The 17,687-nt window shown below is 70.6% G+C and carries 18 protein-coding genes; 11 read left to right on the top strand and 7 right to left on the bottom strand.

Annotation, left to right across the window (positions count from 1 at the left end):
- The first annotated feature begins 387 nt into the window (after positions 1–387).
- The 3 genes from AC067U_RS31815 to AC067U_RS31805 all read left to right on the top strand — a co-directional run bounded on the left by AC067U_RS31815 (position 388) and on the right by AC067U_RS31805 (position 3,598).
- Positions 388–1,896 carry a DUF4246 domain-containing protein gene (locus AC067U_RS31815; RefSeq protein WP_478833288.1) on the top strand — a complete coding sequence of 503 codons (1,509 nt, stop codon included), beginning with the start codon at positions 388–390 and terminating at the stop codon, positions 1,894–1,896.
- A gap of 351 nt (positions 1,897–2,247) precedes the next feature.
- The gene (locus tag AC067U_RS31810) at positions 2,248–2,922 is read left to right on the top strand and encodes a hypothetical protein (protein ID WP_478833287.1); all 675 of its coding nucleotides are present in this window, start codon (positions 2,248–2,250) and stop codon (positions 2,920–2,922) included.
- 274 nt (positions 2,923–3,196) lie between these two features.
- On the top strand, positions 3,197–3,598 hold the full coding sequence (locus AC067U_RS31805) for an alpha-isopropylmalate synthase regulatory domain-containing protein (protein ID WP_478833286.1): 402 nt from the start codon (positions 3,197–3,199) through the stop codon (positions 3,596–3,598).
- A gap of 148 nt (positions 3,599–3,746) precedes the next feature.
- On the opposite strand, the gene AC067U_RS31800 is transcribed toward AC067U_RS31805, so the two are convergent.
- On the bottom strand, positions 3,747–6,635 hold the full coding sequence (locus AC067U_RS31800; RefSeq protein ID WP_478833285.1) for an ATP-binding protein: 2,889 nt from the start codon (positions 6,633–6,635) through the stop codon (positions 3,747–3,749).
- A gap of 155 nt (positions 6,636–6,790) precedes the next feature.
- Between AC067U_RS31800 and AC067U_RS31795 the strand changes: the two genes are divergently transcribed.
- The 3 genes from AC067U_RS31795 (at position 6,791) to AC067U_RS31785 (ending at position 8,209) form a co-directional block, all read left to right on the top strand.
- Positions 6,791–7,147: a VOC family protein gene (locus tag AC067U_RS31795; RefSeq protein WP_478833284.1), complete on the top strand. Its 357-nt coding sequence runs from the start codon at positions 6,791–6,793 to the stop codon at positions 7,145–7,147.
- Positions 7,144–7,596: a pyridoxamine 5'-phosphate oxidase family protein gene (locus AC067U_RS31790; RefSeq protein WP_478833283.1), complete on the top strand. Its 453-nt coding sequence runs from the start codon at positions 7,144–7,146 to the stop codon at positions 7,594–7,596. Before AC067U_RS31795 ends, AC067U_RS31790 begins: the two co-directional genes overlap by 4 nt.
- 157 nt (positions 7,597–7,753) lie before the next feature.
- Positions 7,754–8,209, top strand: a complete 456-nt coding sequence (locus AC067U_RS31785; RefSeq protein ID WP_478833282.1) for an iron chaperone — start codon at positions 7,754–7,756, stop codon at positions 8,207–8,209.
- A gap of 179 nt (positions 8,210–8,388) precedes the next feature.
- On the opposite strand, the gene AC067U_RS31780 is transcribed toward AC067U_RS31785, so the two are convergent.
- Both AC067U_RS31780 and AC067U_RS31775 read right to left on the bottom strand, forming a co-directional pair.
- The gene (locus AC067U_RS31780; RefSeq protein ID WP_478833281.1) at positions 8,389–8,757 is read right to left on the bottom strand and encodes a hypothetical protein; all 369 of its coding nucleotides are present in this window, start codon (positions 8,755–8,757) and stop codon (positions 8,389–8,391) included.
- A gap of 27 nt (positions 8,758–8,784) precedes the next feature.
- Positions 8,785–8,976: a hypothetical protein gene (locus AC067U_RS31775; RefSeq protein WP_478833280.1), complete on the bottom strand. Its 192-nt coding sequence runs from the start codon at positions 8,974–8,976 to the stop codon at positions 8,785–8,787.
- A gap of 226 nt (positions 8,977–9,202) precedes the next feature.
- On the opposite strand from AC067U_RS31775, the gene AC067U_RS31770 reads away from it, so the two are divergent.
- Positions 9,203–9,436, top strand: a complete 234-nt coding sequence (locus AC067U_RS31770) for a hypothetical protein (RefSeq protein WP_478833279.1) — start codon at positions 9,203–9,205, stop codon at positions 9,434–9,436.
- A 227-nt stretch (positions 9,437–9,663) separates the two neighbouring features.
- On the opposite strand, the gene AC067U_RS31765 is transcribed toward AC067U_RS31770, so the two are convergent.
- From AC067U_RS31765 to AC067U_RS31755, 3 genes are read right to left on the bottom strand one after another with little or no spacing between them, the layout of a single operon-like run.
- A complete protein-coding gene (locus tag AC067U_RS31765) occupies positions 9,664–10,026 on the bottom strand; it encodes a hypothetical protein (protein ID WP_478833278.1) in 363 nt (120 codons plus the stop codon).
- Between the two features lie 60 nt (positions 10,027–10,086).
- Complete coding sequence (locus AC067U_RS31760; RefSeq protein ID WP_478833277.1) at positions 10,087–12,969, bottom strand: NACHT domain-containing protein; 2,883 nt, start codon at positions 12,967–12,969, stop codon at positions 10,087–10,089.
- On the bottom strand, positions 12,966–13,922 hold the full coding sequence (locus AC067U_RS31755) for a class I SAM-dependent methyltransferase (protein WP_478833276.1): 957 nt from the start codon (positions 13,920–13,922) through the stop codon (positions 12,966–12,968). Before AC067U_RS31755 ends, AC067U_RS31760 begins: the two co-directional genes overlap by 4 nt.
- Positions 13,923–14,356: 434 nt before the next feature.
- Here AC067U_RS31755 and AC067U_RS31750 point away from each other — a divergent pair, with 434 nt between their 5' ends.
- From AC067U_RS31750 to AC067U_RS31735, 4 genes are all read left to right on the top strand, one after another.
- Positions 14,357–15,052, top strand: coding sequence for a hypothetical protein (locus tag AC067U_RS31750; protein ID WP_478833275.1), 696 nt, complete (start codon positions 14,357–14,359; stop codon positions 15,050–15,052).
- A gap of 154 nt (positions 15,053–15,206) precedes the next feature.
- Positions 15,207–15,665 carry a hypothetical protein gene (locus AC067U_RS31745; RefSeq protein ID WP_478833274.1) on the top strand — a complete coding sequence of 153 codons (459 nt, stop codon included), beginning with the start codon at positions 15,207–15,209 and terminating at the stop codon, positions 15,663–15,665.
- A 527-nt stretch (positions 15,666–16,192) separates the two neighbouring features.
- Positions 16,193–16,543: a hypothetical protein gene (locus AC067U_RS31740; protein ID WP_478833273.1), complete on the top strand. Its 351-nt coding sequence runs from the start codon at positions 16,193–16,195 to the stop codon at positions 16,541–16,543.
- Entirely contained in the window at positions 16,540–16,878 is a 339-nt protein-coding gene (locus tag AC067U_RS31735) for a hypothetical protein (protein WP_478833272.1), read from the top strand. Before AC067U_RS31740 ends, AC067U_RS31735 begins: the two co-directional genes overlap by 4 nt.
- A 123-nt stretch (positions 16,879–17,001) precedes the next feature.
- Here the strand turns inward: AC067U_RS31735 and AC067U_RS31730 are convergent, their stop codons facing one another.
- Entirely contained in the window at positions 17,002–17,532 is a 531-nt protein-coding gene (locus tag AC067U_RS31730; protein WP_478833347.1) for a hypothetical protein, read from the bottom strand.
- Between the last annotated feature and the right edge of the window lie 155 nt (positions 17,533–17,687).

Raw genomic sequence — 17,687 nt, 5'->3', positions numbered from 1 at the left:
CCGGCCGGCCCTGTACCTGGTGGACGACGCGACGACGGGGACGGCGATCCTGCTGGGCGAGTTCTACCGCAGGGACGGGGGCGACGCGGCCGATGGCCCGGTCCAGGTGGGTCAGGCGGGCCAGGCCGCACCCGGTCAGGAGCCGGTGCACGGAGCCCGACCGACTCGAAACCCTCGCCCAGCTCGGCATCGACTGAGCGCAGGTGGTGCGGCCGGCTGCCGACGTTGGTCACAGGACTGCGGCGGTAGAGACAACCAGGACCTATACGCCCGCCGCACATGGCCTGCACACCTCGCGTCACATGACAGATCCCGGGTCGCGGCTGTGGTGTCAGTGCGCCGGGCTATCCTTCCGGCACCGCTCGCCGAACGTAGGGATCATCAGAGTTGACCGGCCTGTCTGCTTTCCCGCTGCCCTTTCAAGCGTCGCGTTCCATAACGTTCGCGCGTCCCCGCACGCTGCGGGAGCTGGAGATGATGGAGTGCAGCGCGCACATCCGGGCGAAGCCGGGGTGGTTCGACAAGATGAACGATGCCGGCATCGTCGCGCGGTGGACGCAGGAGGCGGTCTCCCAGGGACTCACCGAGGCGCAGGTCCGGTACGTGCTCGCGGAACTCGGGCACTACGCCGCGCTGCGGGACGGGCGGACTGGCATCGAGGTGTCCGCCGTCGACGGGGTGTGGCAGTCGGACACGCTGGTCGACGACAAGCTGGCATCCCGGCTGCGCGAGGCGGTCCGGGCGCTGGAAGAGGTCCCCGAAGCGGAACGGGACTGGCATCCGGGATCGGATGGGCAGGTGCTCGATCTGGTGCATCCCTCGCTGTTCTGCCTGGTGCGGGAGGTGAGCGGGGGGCCCGAGGATGCTTGGCGGAACCCGACGGACCGATACTCGAAGCACGAGTTCTCGGAGAAGTTCCAGTGGCTGCCCACGGACGTCGACGTCAGTGACGAGGGCGACGTCGCCTTCCGTTCGTACGTCAACAACGTCCATCCCGAGACCCATCACGAACTCGCCGCCGTCCTGCCGGACGTCTTCGCGCGCATGCGGCCGCTGTGGGAGAACGTGCTCACCGATCTGCGTCATCCGCGGCCGCTGCGGATCGAGGCCGATCCCTACGGGTGGTATGACTCCGAGCCGGAGTATCCCGTCAAGTCCTCCTTCAGTGATGACGCGGCCTACGCAGAGGCCCGCAGTGCATGGGCGGAGGCCCACGAAGCGTGGTGGGAGACCCGCCGCCCGGTCGTCCCGGACGCGCCGGACTTCACACCGCCCGAGCTGCCCGATGAAGCCGCACGGGTCGACCTGCGTGGCCGCCGCCTCCAGGTCATCGTCAAGCTCGCCACCATTCATCTCACCCCGGAAGAGCCCGAGTACACGGGCGGTTCCTGGCACGTCGAGGGGATGCTGAACGAGCGGATCGTCTCGACCGGCATCTACTACTGGGACAACGAGAACATCACCGAGAGCCGGCTGAGTTTCCGCGCGGCGCTCGACGACCCGGACTACGAGCAGAACGACGACGAGGGGGTGCGCGAGGTCTACGGCCTGGAGAACGAAGACGCGCTCAACCAGGTGCTGGGATCGGCAGCGACGCCGACGGGTCGCTGCCTGGCGTTCCCGAACGTCCTGCAACACCGCGTCGGCTCGTTCCGCCTCGCGGACCCCACCCGCCCGGGGCACCGCAAGATCCTTGCGTTCTTCCTGGTCGACCCCTCGACGTCGATCGTCTCGACCTCCGACGTCCCGCCGCAGCAACCGTGGTCCGCTACCTCCACGATGACGCTTGAGCAGGCCAAGGAGTACCGCGAGCAGCTCATGCAGGAACGGAAGTTCTTCGTGGCCGAACACAACGACCAGCTCTACGAACGGGAATTCTCCCTCTGCGAGCACTGATCGCTGTCGGGGCGGGCGGGCCGTCAGGGGGTGCGCCGCCGCATGCTCGCCGAAGACACCACTGGCGAGCCGAGCGTGCAGGCCGGCCCTCTCAGGCCCAGGGCCACACGCCCCCGCCGGGAGTTTGGCGTACCGGCCCTGGCCATCCCGACCCGAGCCTCGCTCGCGACCCGGAGGACGCGGCCGCCACCTACCGGCACCTGCGCAAGGCGTTCGACCCGACCCCACAAGGCTGCTCGGCCGGCAGCCGGATCATGTGAAAGGCGGGCGACGACCCGCTCAAAGTGCCACGATGCAACACGTGTCGGTACGGCGCCGGGTGCCGGGCCGGGGTGGAAGGGAGCGCGCAAGGTGACGGGCAGACCGCCTCTCCCCCGCCCGCCCAGTGCCGCGTTCCGCCTCTCCCAGGCGCTCCTCCGTGACCAGCAGCTCAATGCGGAGGAACGGACGGCTCGGGACGGCGTGCCCCGGCCCGACACCGCTGGGGCTTCGCCGACGCCCACCCCCACGGAACAGGTCTCCCCCTACGAAATGCTGCTGCGGAACGCCGGCTGGCGGGTGGAGAGCGTCTACCACGACGTCCGCGCACGCCTCGAGGCATTCCATCCGACCGGCACTGCCATCATGATCACCACCGACCGGCGCCGCGCCGTCGGCGGAAGACGGGTGTACGTATACGCGCTGCCGGCCCCGGGAACCGGCTGGTGGCACAGGATCGACACCGCGCACCTGGAGCACTACGCGGCACACCTCGAGCTCCCACCCGCCGGACGCCCCAGGCTCATCAAGTCCAAGTGCCGGTGCGGGAAGTGCAAATATCCGACCCAGACCGCTGCCGCCGCCGCGCTCACCCAGGTCCAGGCCGTACGAGCTCTGGAAGGCGCCTCCCGGCCGCCGGAGACCCGCTTCTACCGGTGCGAGGCGGACGATCGGGTATGGCACCTGACGAGCAAGACGCACGGCTTCACCCACTCCGTCCCGCTCCACGACGCCTTTCTGGCCGGCGCCCCGCGCCGAAGCCGGTAGCGACGCGCCGTCGGTGACGGGCCGTACGGCGGCGGCATGTCAGCGGCAGTAGGGGCCGTCGGCTGTCCCGATGGCCGCGGCCTCAGCGAGCGCGGTGGCCGTCCCGTCCGCAGGCTGGTCCGGGACGGGGTTTACCCGCCCTCCGCCTCTTCCCGCACGGGCACAGACGGTCATGCGGCGCCTGGACCGGCCAGTGCCATCCCGTCTACGGTCCGCTTCATGACCAGCCGCTGTCCATCGGCTCCCGCTGACCGCTTCGAATTCGTACGCTGGGTTGCTCGCGCCGACGGCCACCGCTGATCGTGCCTGTCGGGGCTCAGCCCGATATGGCCGTTCTGGCCGGTGCGCAGCGGGTGGAGGGCGCCGGGCGTGCACGAGTTCTTCTGCACTCTGGTCACCGACGCGGGGCGAGCGCGAGCTGACGGGGAGCGGGAACGGGCCGCTGTCGGCCTTCGCGCACGCCCTGGGCACTGCGGGGATCAGCGTCGACATCCTCACCCACGCCGAGCACTCCACTGCCGCCGGCCCCGGCAGCCCCGCAGTCGCCTACGCCCAGTGCCAGGTGGACGGGGCCACCGCCTGGGGCGCCGGCTGGGACACCTCGATCCTCTCCGCGTCGGTGCACGCCGTTCTGTCCGCCGTCAGCGGCGCCAGGCGGGCCGCCGCGCGGCCGTGAGATGCCGGGCCTCCGGGATCCGGCCGGGCGCGGCCCAGGCTGCGCCCGGTCAGCCGGCGGGCTCGGCGGGAAGCCGCTACTGACTCGCCCGGTTGCTCAAGACCTCGTCACACGCCGGGGACGGCGGTGAGGGGCGGCTTTGACGGGGCTACCGGACGGTCATGGGGGCGAGTCCGAGGGCGGAGAGCGCGGTCGCCCCGGTCGTGGTGTGCTCGCCTCCGGCGAGGAGCAGCGTGCGTGCCCACTGGTAGCGGCAGCCGGCCGCGTCGAATGCCGCCGCGGTGGCCAGCAGCCGCGGCAGGTCGCCGCCGAGCAGTGCTTCCGCCCGGTCCACCAGGGCGGTGGCGACCAGGTTTCCGTCGACCGTGGCCCGGGCCGCGGCGACCCGGGCCGCGGCGTCCGGGTGCCCGGCGAGGACCGCCGCCTCCGCCCGGAGGGCCTCGTACCAGTGCAGCCAGACCCAGCAGACCCACTTCCACACCTGCTCCGGCTCGGGCGCCACGCGGTCCAGGGCCGCTTGTGCGTCCCCGTGATGGAGCAGGACCATGGCGTCGAAGACGGCGCCGTGGCCGTGGCGGTGGTCCTCCTTGCTGCCCGCCCGGTCGGTGATCGTGAGCCACGTCGCCCGGGCCTCGTGATCACCTCGCAGACCGTGGATCATCGCGACGGCCGCGGCGGCCGGGCCGAGCGAGAACGAGCGTTGCCGGCCGGTCTGCTCCCACGCGTCGAGGAAGCGCACGCTGCCGGTGAGCACCTCGTCGGCACGGCCCGCGAAAGCGTCCGCGACCAGCAGCCAGGACGTGGCGTGGTCACCCACGTCGGCCAGCTGGGGCTGGTCGGCGAGCCGGGCGCCCCACCGGCGGGCCGCCGGGAGGTCGCCCGCACCGACGGCGGTCGCGGCGGCCATGGCGAGGGCGTCGATGAGCTCGTGCGTCCGGGCGGGGGCGTTCGGTGCCGAGGCCAGGACGTCGAGCCGGTCCCGGGCGGCGGCCGCGGCGGCGAAGGTCCGACCGGCCCAGCTCTGGGCGCCGGAGAGCGCGTCGAGGGCCGCGGACCGTGCCACCGGGTCGCCCGCGCGCCGGGCGAGTTCGACGGCCCGTTCGGCGCACGCGACCGTGTCCGGCGCGGCGTTGTCCGGGGCCCCCTGGACCGCGCCGAACGCGTCCGCGACCACCGCCGCCTCGGCCAGCGCGAGGGCCGCCACGGCGGCCGGGTCGTCCTCACCGGCCAGCTCGCGCGCCTCCGCGAGCAGGCCGGTCACCTCGTCCACGGGCGGGACCCGGATGAACGTGCTGGAGAAGCGGTACGCGGCCGTGGCGGCGGCCGCCAGGTCGCGGCCGGCCCCGGTGGTGTCCCGGGCCCGGCGGGCGGCTTCGGCGGCGGCCCGGTGCAGGCGGTACATGTCGTCGCCGAGCCTGTGGCACCCGGCCACCCCGGCGGCCTGCCGCAGTGCCGCGGCGGCGTCGGCGTCGGTGGCGGCGAGCAAGGCCGCCTGCTCGTACCGGTGTTGGGCCTCGCCCAGCAGGTTGCGGGTGAAGGCCAGCTCGGCCATGGACAGGGCGAGACGGCACGCGTCCGCGCGCTGCTCCGGCCGGCCCGCGGCCCAGGTCAAGGCGGCCCGCAGGTCCTCCGCGACCGCGTCGAACCGGGCTCGCCACTGCGGGCCGCCGCCTTCTTCGAGACCGGCCGCACCGACCAGGCACCATGCCAGGTGGCGCGATCGGACGTCGGTGAGCTCACCGGCGTCGGCGAGCCGCTCCGTGCCGTACTGGCGAAGGGTCTCCAGCGCCTGGTAGCGGGTGCCGGTCGCGGACGGTGTCACGGCGAGCAGGCTCTGCTCGGCGAGCCGGCCGAGCCCGTCGGCGACCGCGGCCGCCTCCAGCGGGCCGAACCCGGCCACCTCGGCGGCCGCCTCGGCGGTGAACGGGGCGACGAACGCCGACACCCGTCGCAGCAGTGCCCGGTCCTGCGGTTCGAGCAGGTCGTGGCTCCAGTCGAGGACGGCCCGTACCGACCGGTGCCTGCCGTCGGCACGGGGGCCGCCGGCGAGGATCCGGAGCTGGTCGGAGAGGCCGGCCGTCAGGCCGTCCAGACCGAGCGTGGACCACCGCGCCGCTGCCAGTTCGATGGCCAGCGCCATGCCGTCCAGCCGTTCGCACAGGACCGCGATCCGGTCGTGCTCCGCCGGAGCCGGAGCCCTGCCGACCGCCGCCGCCCGCTCCAGGAACAGGGCGACCGCCTCCGACCCGCCGCCACCGACCCGCGACAGCGGCGGAACCGGGAAGACCCACTCGAACGGCACCATCAGCCGGGCCCGGCTGGTCGCGAGCACCCGTATCCCCGGGCAGGCCACGAGCAGCCGTTCCAGGAAGGGCGCCACCCCGTCGCGCACCTGCTCGCAGTTGTCGAGCACCAGGAGCGTCTGACGGTCCGTCAATGCGGCCATCAGCGCGTCGTCGATGCCGCGCCCGGGCTGCTCGCCCACGCCCATGGCCGCCGCGACCGCCGCGCCCACCCGCCCCGGGTCGGTGACCGGGACCAGGTCGACGAAGCACACCCCGTCGGCGAAGTCGCCGACCACCTGGGCCGCCACCGTCAGTGCGAGCCGAGTCTTGCCCACCCCGCCCAGACCGACGGCCGTCACCAGCCGACGCTCCATCACTGCCGTTGCGAGCTCCCCGCGTTCCCTGGTCCGACCGACGAACGCCGTCAGCGGTGCCGGAAGCGCGGGGGCCGGGCGCGCCTTCTCGGCACGCGTCGGGTGGGCACGCGTCGGGTCGGCGCGTGACGGGTCGGCGCGTGACGGGTCGGCGCGTGACAGGTCGGCGCGTGACGGGTCGGCACGCGTCGGTCCGGACGCCCGTCGGGACAGTGCCCGCCGGTCCGGCGCCTCCAACTTCCGCAGCAGCGAGGAGACGTGCGACTCGACCGTCCGTACGGAGATGAACAGCCGTGCGGCTATCTCCGCGTTGCTCAGGTGCTCCCCGAGCAGAGCGAGCACGTCGGCTTCCCGAGCAGAGATCACTGGAGTGGACACCGGGTCATTATCCGTAGTGCCTTCCGTGATCCGTAGTGCTTTCCGTGGTCAGCACGGAGGCGCTCCGTACCCCGGCCGGGGGAAGCTGTGAGCACAGGAAACGAGCCCGGCGAACCACCGGGCCGGGATCCGGACCCGCGACGACAGGAGTGACCGTGACCAGCTCTTCCACCCAGGGGATCAAAACCGTGCTGCATCCCGTGTCCGACCTCGCCCAGGCCAAGGCGGTGTACGCCGCGCTGCTCGGTGTCGCGCCGCAGATCGACGGGCCCCACTACGTCGGCTTCGAGGCCGCCGGCCAGCACGTCGGCCTCCTCCCGGGCGGCGGACCGCAGGGCCTGACCACGTCGTTGGCCTACTGGCACGTCTCGGACATCGAGGCGAAGATCGCCGAAGTGACCGCCGCGGGCGCCACCGTCAAGGACCCGGCGCACGACGTCGGCGGCGGCCGCCGGGTGGCCACCCTCATCGACCCCGACGGCAACCTCCTCGGGCTGGTGCAGGACCGATGAGCACCCCGCCCCGCTCCCGCGCACAGCGCCGTCGCGACACCGAGCACCGGCTCACCCACGACGTCGACGTCTGGGTGGCCAGCGCCTCGGCGGACGGCGCACCCCATCTGGTGCCGCTGTCCTTCGACTGGGACGGCGAGGCGCTGTTGGCGGCCACCCCGGAACGAAGCCCCACCGGCCTGAACCTGGCCGCCACCCGGACCGCCCGGCTCGCCCTGGGTCACACCCGCGACGTCACCATGATCGAGGGGGACGTCGAGGTCCTCGACATCGACGCACTGCCACCGCACCTGGGCGACCGATTCGCCGCACGCACCGGCTTCGACCCGCGCTCCCTCACCAGGTCGTACCGCTGGTTCCGCATCACTCCTCACCGCGTCCAGGCCTGGCGGGAGGAGAACGAGCTGGCCGGCCGCGAGCTGATGCGCGAGGGTCGCTGGCTGGCCTGACGGCCGGCCCGGTCCCGCCGCACGGCCGGGGCGCTACGCCCCGGGCCGGGAACACGCCTCGGGCCGGGAACACGCCCCGAACAGAGGGCCGGACAGCCCCTTCTTCGCACGATCCACACATCCACATCCACATCCAGATCCTCAAGGGAGATCCATCATGAACAGCACCGGCACCAGCGCGCACCAGGGATTCACGGCCGAGGAGCGGGCCGCGATGAAGGACCACGCGCAGGAACTCAAGAAGGAGGCCTCTCGCCGCGGCTCGAAGGCGGAGAAGGCGGCGCAGGCGGAACAGGACGTCCTCGCGAAGATCGCCGAGATGCAGGACACAGACCGGACCATGGCCGAGCGCGTCCACGCCGTCGTCACCGCCACCGCCCCGGTCCTCGCGCCGAAGCTCTGGTACGGGATGCCCGCCTACGCACTGGACGGCAAGATCGTCTGCTTCTTCCAGAGCGCGGAGAAGTTCAAGGCGCGCTACGCGACGCTCGGGTTCAGCGACCAGGCGAAGTTGGACGACGGCCCGATGTGGGCGGCCGGCTTCGCCCTGACCGAGGTGACGGCCGAGGTGGAGGCGCGGATCGCCGCACTGGTGAAGCAAGCAGTGAGCTGAGGCGCGCCCACGGGTGACCACGTCGTCACCGCGGTGCCATCCGCCCGCACGGCCTGGAACGTGTGGTCCACGTGACCGTCGGCGGGCTCCCGTCGGAGATGAGGCCGCTGTACCGCCGGAGAGGACGGGCGGCCCCGGTTCGACGGTCACGGACGGCCGCAGGTCCAGCTCGGTGGCCCTCACCGTGGCGGCCCCGGGCGGGTCGGTATCAGCCAGTTGTCCCAACGGTCCCTGGCAACGACCGCGTAGACGTACGTCTCACCGTCCGAGACACCCTGGCAGAGCATGGACAGCGGATCGGACGCACCCTCATAGGAGGCGATGTCCTCCTCCGGTGAAGCGTTCCAACTCAGCGGCACACCGTCTCTGCGCGGGGTGGCGCGCAGCCCGGTGACCGGGCCGGGGACCACGGCGTCACTGCTGCGGAGGGTGAGCGGAGCGGACCGCGCCGACTCGTTCCCCACCAGGTCCACCGCCGTGGCCACATGGGTGTGGTAGGCGCCCGGCACCATGTCCCGCTCCGCGCACCTGCCCTCGATCGGGGTCATCGCCATTGAACTCGGTGGCCGCGCAGGTCACGAGGGTGAGTGCGGCGGGATCGAAGGTCTTCCCCGGCGATCGGTGACGCGGAAGTGCCCGCCGTTGGCCATGTCGAAGTCGTTCGCGGCGGACATCTTCCAGTACACCTGCGTCTGGTCCTGCTGTGCGTACGAGCTCAGGTCGGTCGGGGCCGGAGGCGGCATCCTGTCGGCCCTGTCGCCGGCCACGGTGGCGGAGTACGGCGATGCGTTGCCGAGTTCACGCCGACCCCCAGCCCCTGCGACGCCGCTGGCCTAAGCATGCGCCGCGCCGCCACACACCGTCTCCGAAACAGCCGTGCATCCTGTGTACTGGCGTATCCGCCATCCGGGATGGATCAAGGGGGGCAAACGGCTCTAGCTTGATCTTTAACGTCTGGGCCGTTGACCTCAGGCTGCGTGGGACCATTTCGACATGCGCCTGGTAGCTGACGGAGCCACACCGACCTCGCGGTTGGTACTGGTGAAGGACCTCGAGACTGACGACGGATACGCCTTCGAGCTGGCGAGTCCGCTCTTCCTGGCTGCCGATGATCGAATCGCCTTCGAAGACGGCAGGCTTCTCGTCCTGCGGGCCAGTGGAGAGCGGCTGTCACTGGCCGGCGACTGGTCCACTCGTTGCGGACCGGGATCTCTGCGCCAGCTGTAGGGCCATTCTCCGAACGACGTGTCGTACTTGATCACTCGGTTCGGTATCCACCGGACACGGAAGTGGCCTTCGCCGGAACATGTGCTCCGACCAAGGACCACACATTCAGCCTCACCGATACCCGGGCCCGCACCCCGCGATTCCCGGCTATCGGATCGTACGCGTCCATGCCGCCAGCACACCACCCGGCACTGACAGTCCCGGCCCGCGCCCGGCGGGGCCGGCTGTCAGTCCTGCCGGAACGTGCTCGTCACCGTGCGGGTCGCCGACACCAACGTCACCGACGGCTCACCCCGGCCGATCGCCCGGTCGGTCTTCTTGATGTCCGCCCAGGAGTAGCCCTCGCGCATGTACCGGTTCGCCGCTTCACTGGCCGGGGCGGCGGCCGCGGCGTCCTCCAGCGCCAGGCGGGCCTGCTCGGTGGCCGGGTTATCGCGCCAATGCGGGTGGCCAGAAACGGCCAGGCCCGCGCGGGTCAGCTCGCCCGCCAGAGCGGTGCGCAGAGCGGGATCGCCGACCATGCGGTTGTGGAGGCTGATCTGGGCCTGCCTGAGCCAGACCAGGTCTTCAGGGACATCCAGGGAGATCACCTTCTTCCACGATCACTGTGACTGAGCCCTTCAGCCGGCGAGTGTCGCCGGCTGAAGGGCTCAGCCGCGTCGCGTCGTGTCGGTGGCCTGCTGCTCGTAGGCCTGTGCCAGCTGTGTCTGCACCCTGGCATGCCGGAACTGGTACACCGCGCCTTCTTGTCGAAGAACTCCGCGACGATGCGAGTCGTCCAGGAAGGTCATCAGACGCCAGGGCAGCCTGCCGGTGCCGCACAGCCACAAGCGTGTGGTGAGGAACCAACCCCAGGCACTCAAGGCGATGGCGAGGGCTCCGACCAGCGGCCAGAACGGCGAGACGGAGCCGACCTGAAACCTCCTCACCAGTTCTGGCACAAATGAGAGTGGCAAAACGGTGGCGACGATACCGAAGAGGAACACGATGAGGCCCAGGGCGATCGCTGTCATTCGGTCCGTGCGCAGACTCGCTCGCGGGCTCAGTGCGCAGACGATGTCCACTGGTGAGAACAACCATCTGTGCAGTGCCGCGACGGTCCCGCTGACCACGCCCACGGCCAGTCCACCTACAAGGCCGAAGGCTACGGCGTTGCTGAACAACAGCCCCGGGGCCGGGACGTAAAGCCATTGAGCTGTCTGAGGGGGCAGGCGGTACATCTTGCCCACGCCGTCGGCGTTGGTGTCGTCGGGAAGCTTTACGACCACCAAGTCGTAGCCGAAGCGGTTTCGTTGAACGTGAAGCTCGATGAGCTCACGGAAGGTGGTACACCGGTTCCCTGTCCCTCTTGCGCACACCTCCTTGGCCTCCTCGGGCGTATATGCCCAGTTGCTGTCCACTCCATCGCCGCGGATAACCCAAACCTCAACCTCACGTGAGGCGCGCACGAACCGCTCGCCGTGCGACGACCGGCAGAGGCTCCAGTCACCTGGGGTGGCCGCGCAGCGAGTGCCCGCACGCAACGTGAACACATTGGAGCCCGGAGGGAACGCATGCTGCGTACCGGCCCGGATGGCTAGCGCGGTCCCCGCCGCCAGCCCGAAGGGCACGCTGAGACAGAATGCGGCAATCAGCCCAGTCGCCAGACCCCTGCCGACCGACTGACCCAGCTCTTGCCACCTCCTGCCTCTCCTTGAGCGGACCGCCTCCGCGCTCCTGACATCAGGGTTGGCCCTCGCTCCGCGGGCAATTGTCAGTGCATAAAGCAGTGTCATGACCGACACGGCGACGCCTGCAACGAAGGGGGCGCTGCTGCTACCCCAAATGAGGTAGCAGCCGACCGTGGTCAGCACCGTGGCCGCGGCGAGAACGAAGGCCGTCCTGGACTGGCGACGGCCACTGAAGGATGCAGTGGAGGGTAGCGGCTCGCCGACGATGCCGATCACAGCCAGGACCACGGCGGTGGCGAGGCCTGCGACCATCGCCAGCCAGGCCCGATCCCCCCAGTCTTGCGTCAAACCCAATCCGCCGTATCGGTCCAGGTATCCGAACACGTGGCCTCTGAGGCTTCCTGTGGCCCCGACGATGGCGCCAAGGACGACGGCCGTTCCTGCAACCAGGAGAAGCCCACGTAGGACGCGGCCTTGTCGTATCGGCGTCAACCCTGGACCACTCGACAGGACGGCATATCCGAGGCAGACGCCGACCAGCAAGGCGGTAGCCTCCATGGGTGCCAACAATCCCACCGTTGGAACCAGGACGGAGCTGATCGTGACGACGACCGCTCCCAGAAGCAAGATCGGCCCGAGGCGGCGCAGCGGCCACGGCAGCGCCAACCGCAGGCGCCACCAGGCAAGATCACGGGCTTGACGACGTTCGAGGTGTGCGGCGAGGAATCCGAGCCACTGACCAACCCGGCCAGCGTCAGGAGAATCGCGGAAGGCCGCCGGCACGAATCCGTCGAGCAGATGCTGTTCAAGGTCGGCAGGGGTGGTGAAGCGCAGATCGAGTAGCTCCGTGGGGTCGGCCCCGCCATCGCTGTAGATGCCACGCGCCATGGCCACCATCAGCGGCGTCTGGAAGACGTGGCGCAGTGTCTGGCAGACGGGATCTTCCGGATGATCTCGCAGGTGGGCGACGACCGGATCCCAGCGTGTGGTCCGTTGTCCTGCATCTCCTCTCACTGGTCGTGCGGTGCGAACGAGGTAGGAGCTCACGTCGTCGAAGGAGGGCGGCCTCAGTTCCAATACCGCGGCCGAGGTGAAGGCATCTCCGCTCTGGACCTGCTCGGCATAGTCCTGAGTCCGACAGGTCAGCAGGACGGGGGTGGCGATATCCAGCTCAGCGTTCAGCCTGCTCACTGCACGGGTGCGCAGGGGTGGGGGAACCTCATCCAGACCGTCCAGTACCAGCAGCACCCGGCCATTGGCCAAGAGCTCCCGGACTCGCGCAATCCCCATCGCGGCCATCGAGGCCGCCGCCCAGGTGCTGAGGCTCTCGCGATCCGGCCGCCAGCTGGAAAGCGAAAGAATCACCGGCACTGGGTCGCCGGTTTGGCGCTGCAGCAGCACATCCAGAGTAAAGCGCACTGCCAGGACCGTCTTGCCGCTTCCTGGAGCACCAAGAACCACTATCCGCCTGGAGGGCACCCGGCTGAAGACCCCGGCGAAGTTCTCCCAGCAGTCCCCGGCGTCAACCGTGTCGTCCCAGTCACCGTATGCGTCGGACAGCCACGGTTCCGGCAAGGTCCAGGGCACGGGCAGCGGATTGGGGTCCTGCAGCCGACGCAGCCGCCACTCCGCCTTCCATTCGACTTGGACTGCGTCGGCCAGTCGCCCGGCGAGGCGGTCCAGCCGCTCGGGGGATGAAGCCTCGTCTTCGGCGTCGGCGACGTCATGGAGCAGGGTCCGCACCAATTGACCAGCAGCCACCAGGAAACCCAGCAACGGAATCAGGATCTGGGGCTCGGCAAGACCTTTCCCGTTCCGCGCCGCGACGATGACGACGGCAGCCGTGATGATCAACGCCGTCACCCAGATACCGAGCCGCATATACCGCACGTCGATGCCCCCGTGACGACCACTTTCCTAACAGAGGCATACTCTCTGCAATCACTCCGGGCATCGGTACACGCCGCGCCGGGCGGCGAGGTACGTCTGGGCGTGCTGCCCTGGGCGCAGAGCCCCCTGAGGTCATACCAGGCCCTACGTGCAGCGAGGTCCAGCAGATCAGTCCGCGCGAGCCCTGCTGGAGCATGGTCCCGGTGAACCATCAGCGGCCTGCGCCTGAGGGCAGCGCCGCCACGCTCTCGCCGCAACCGACTGAGGGCCCCGGCCGTGGATGGCCGGGGCCCTCGAAGCGGGAGCGGTGCTCGGCCGACCGTGCCGCGCAAGCGTCGCAAAAGCCCGTCCTGCTTCTGAGCCGGCACCGGGCCCACGCTTGCGGGCCCCGCCCGGGCGCGGCCCCGCAGGGTGCCGTCGGCCGTCGGGACACCCAGACTCTGGTGTGCGGGAGCGCACGTCCGGTGCCGTCCGACAGCCCGAGCACCCGCATCGTGCGCGTACTCGGCGCGGGCATGCGCCGACCCGAGGCCGGCCTTGAAGGAGAAGCGCCGGGGGCGCCTATCCAGGCGCGCCGGGTCGGTGCTCTCCACAGTCAGTACCCCGCCCGGCTCGGTGTCGACGGCGAACGTGGCGAACTCGGCATCCAGGTCAGCGGCCTCGTGGAGGTTGGTGATCGCGATGCCCATGCAGAGGACCGTCTCGAACCGCTCCCCCGGACGAATCCGGCGCATGTCCCCGACGCAGATGTCCAGGCCGGGGCACACGGTGTGGGCGTAGTCGGTCATCGTCTCCTGATGGTCGACACCCACAGCCCTCCCGATTCGTTCCGCGAGCCGCTCAAGGTCCCGTCCCGTTCCGCAGCCCGCGTCCAGGACACTGGTCGGGGGCCGGCCCAGATGGCGGCTGGCGGCCTCCAGGCACAACCGGGCCGCGGCGTACTCGAACCCAACACTTCCGTCGGTTTCTCCGCCGCCATCCCGGCCCCGGCCGGAATCCGCAGAGCGGCTGGGTCCAGGCGGGGCGCGGAGGCCAGGCCTTCGCCATCGGGGTACGCTGACCCGTCGGCCACGCGGCCCCGTGACCGCCGGGGGCCGACGTGCGGATTGCGCGCCGTCACCCCCGTTCGCCCCCTTCAGCCCGGCACGTCAGTGTGCTGAGCGTGTCGAGGACCTCGCCGTCACGGATATGAGGGGCCCAGTTGGAGGTGTGGGCGGGCGTGGCCGCCAGGGGTGACCTTCAGCGACATCAGCTCATCCGTTGAGAGCGAGAATGTGGAGCCGTGCGGCGCCGAGCCCGTCCTGGACCGCCACGCCCCCGTTGCCCGCACTCCCCCGGCCCCCACGAAAGGAAGTCGCCCATGCGTCGTCGCCCGTTGCTGTTCCTGCTCACCTCGATCGTCCTGGTGAGTGCGGGAGCCGGTCTGGCCATCGTGAGCCTGGCCCCCGCCGGCGGGAACGGGCAGCCGGTCACCATGGCGCAGCTCATGGCCGTCCTGCCGCGCGGGAAGGAGGTTCCCGGGTACCGGGCGCTGTTCGAACGTCCGGAGACCGGCGAAGAGCCTTCCCCCAGCCATTACTGCGGGAAGGTGGCGTCCGCCCTGTGGTCGCGTGACCGGATGCCCGTCGCATCGACGCGCGTCGTACTGACGCCGACGAAAGGCGGCCAGGACCAGCACCATGTGACCTCGTTCAGTTATGCGCAGGCCGACGCGCAACTGATCATGGACGAGCTGCGGGCCTCGATTCCCGCCTGCGGGCACTACAACACCTACTTCGCGGATCTCTACTTGCGGTTCGGGACGCGACCGGCGCAGCCGCAGTTCGATGTGGGCGACGATGTGGTCAGCTACCGCGTCCTGGGCCCGCCGGAGGGGCACGTGGACCTGCAGGGCTCCGGCATTCCACTGGAACCCGGTCCGCTCCAGGAACCAGGCGGACTCACCACGTTCGTCCGGACCGGTGGTGTGATCACCAAATACCGGGGCACCGTGCCGAAAGCGATCGCCGAGGACTTCGACGAAAGGCTCGCGCGGGCGGCCGCCGCCGGCCACTGAAGCTCTCGTTCACCGCGGCGAAGGTCCCGCTTCTTCGCCGCCCACCTGCGGCCTGACCGTGCTCACTCACGAAATCACACCCCGTTCACGCATCGAGTGGAACCGCCGGGCCCGGATCCACCTCCTTCCCGTTGGACAGGGAGGGAAGACCGCGATGACAACGCAGAGGCCGACGGAGATCTCGGTGGCGTGGGGACTGACCCTGGCAGCCGTCGCGTCGGAGGCGGCAGTGTGGCTGCTGGGAGTGTTCGTGGTGCCTCCCACCGGGCTGGCGGAGCTGACGGCGTCCTCCGGCCGGAGCGCCGCCTACGCACAACTCGCCTTGTCCGGCGGGGTGACGGCCGTGCTCCTGGCCGGCTGGCTGGGCATCGCCGGGCGGCTACGGGCCGGCCGCCCCTGGGCCCGGATCGTCCTGACCGTCCTGGGCGTCGCTTTTCTGGCGTTCCGGGCAGGAGGACTGGGCACGGACGGCATCGGCCCCTTGTGGTGGACCGCCACCAACGCACTGCCCGACCTGCTGGCGGCAGCCGCCGTCATCCCGTTGTACCTGCCCCGGGCACATACCTGGCTGGCGCGCACCCGGATCGACGCACCCGGGGCGGGCGCACACTGAGCAGGCGCACACTGAGCAGGCAGTACGGTCACAGCAGGCCATACCGGTGTGGGCTGCCCCGTGTCGCCGCACGGGTTCAACGGGGCCAGCCGGCCGGGACGCGGGCCCGGAGTCAGTCGCGGAGCGCGACCGGGCAGCATCGGCGAACACCCGCGGTCCGTCCGGAACGGCGTGCCAGGCCGGGTGGTGCAGGGCATGGAGGATGGTGCCGCCGTACCCCGCCGTGCCCTGGGGGCGGCGCCGAACGCGTTCTGCTCAAAAGCGACGCCCGCCCGCGGCACGGCGGGGCCCGGCACCGACTCCGCGGCCTGCGCCAACATCGGCACAGCCGGGGGCCACAACACCATCTGCGGGCCGCCTTCCCACTGCGCTCCCACCAGCCGCATGGTCGGCGCACATGCCGCCCTGCGCGACGGTTCCATCGTGCCCTCTTCGGCCGGGGCCTCTGAGTATCCGCACTCATGACGTCGGCTGGTTGACGGGCAAGGATGTGCAGGTCCCTGACCTCAATTCGCAGGAGGCCCTTGATGCGTCCGATGCACCCGGCTCGGGTGGTGCCCGCGCATCCGAACGGTCCGCCGGCGCCCCGGCGGCGCCCGCACGGCGGTTGGTACGCCGTACCGGCCGGCCTGACGCTCGGCGCGCTACTGGTCTCTCTCTACGGCGTCCTGTGGGGTCTGGCTGCGAGGGCCGGCAAGCACATCGTGTGCGACTCGACCACGAGCTGTGCCGCGTCCCCGTACGAGGCGGGCTACAAGGCCCCCGCGTGGCCCGGCTGGACGTTCGTCACGGGAGGGACGCTGTTCGCCCTGGCACTGCTGGTATCCGCGGGATTGTTCGCGGCCCGCCGCGGCGGGCGCCGGCAGGTGCCGGCGTGAACGACAAGGCCGGGCACGACGAGAGCGGACCGCGGGTCAACCGAGCGGCCCGGCTCAGCTCATATTCCGCCCTGGGCGGGGTCGCACTCCTGCTGAGTTTCCTCACCCTCTCCGGATGGGTGTTTCCGCAGCTCACCTTCACGGGGGCGGTCGTGTGCGGGCTGGTCGCCGTCGTCGCCGGCCACGTCGGACGCCTGCGGCGGCGACGGGACGGGCGAGGCATGGCTCTGGTGGGCATCTTCTGCGGCTGGCTGGTGCTCTTCACCTGCGCGGTGCTCTTCACCATCTTCCTCGTCGTCTTCGGCGGGCTCGCGGCCTTGCTCGGCCGGTCCTAGCGATGTGACTGGAACGGTCCCGGGGACGGCTTCGGGGCGAGCTCAGCCGACGGCGTTCGAGCCACGTGCCCAGAGGGTGAATGCCGATGAGGGCAGCGACCCGGCCGGTGGGCTACCCCAGCGTCAGCCGAGCGGGAGCTGGAAGAGCCGGCTCAGGAACCGGCCGGGCCAGGAGTAGAGCGCACCGCAAAACGTCAGGTTCCTGCTGTAGGCGGCCTCCAGCAGGATCGCCAGGCCGACGTCCATACCGTCCGCCCGTCCTTGCCACGTGCCCGTGATATTGCGTGGGAGGTGCCACTCCGAGCGGGTCACCGTGACGGCGGCGCCGTCACGCCACAGCTCGTGCCTCAGCCGGCCGCCCACGGACAGGTACCGGTACGACCGTCCGGCGACCTCGATCCGCAACGCGCGGCCCTGCGGGGTCACGGCCAGACTCCGCCGCTTCACCTTGGCCTGCCAGCCATCGGTGTGCAGGTCCATGTCGGCCAGGCGCGGCCGACCGCGGAACGCGTTGCCTCGGAAGATCACGGAGGGTATGCCCTGTCCCACCACTTCGGCGGCGTAGTACGTGCCGTCGTACAGGGACTCCACCGGGTAGCGCAGTTCCACCGGATCGAACCCGTCCACCATCCCGGACCACATGTGCGTCGCCATCCTCCCTGCGTACCCATGGACTCCACCCGTGTACGCCAGCTCGAACCGACCCGTGCTCATTGATCCCCCTCTGTTTCAGAACGCCGACCAGTACACCGAACAGCGTGAGCTGCGCCGCTGCCGGTGGGCCGCAACGGGGCCGCACCGCCTCCGTC

Source organism: Streptomyces sp. NPDC043853 (genome assembly GCF_056436025.1).
This window is presented reverse-complemented; position numbering and strand designations above follow the sequence as displayed.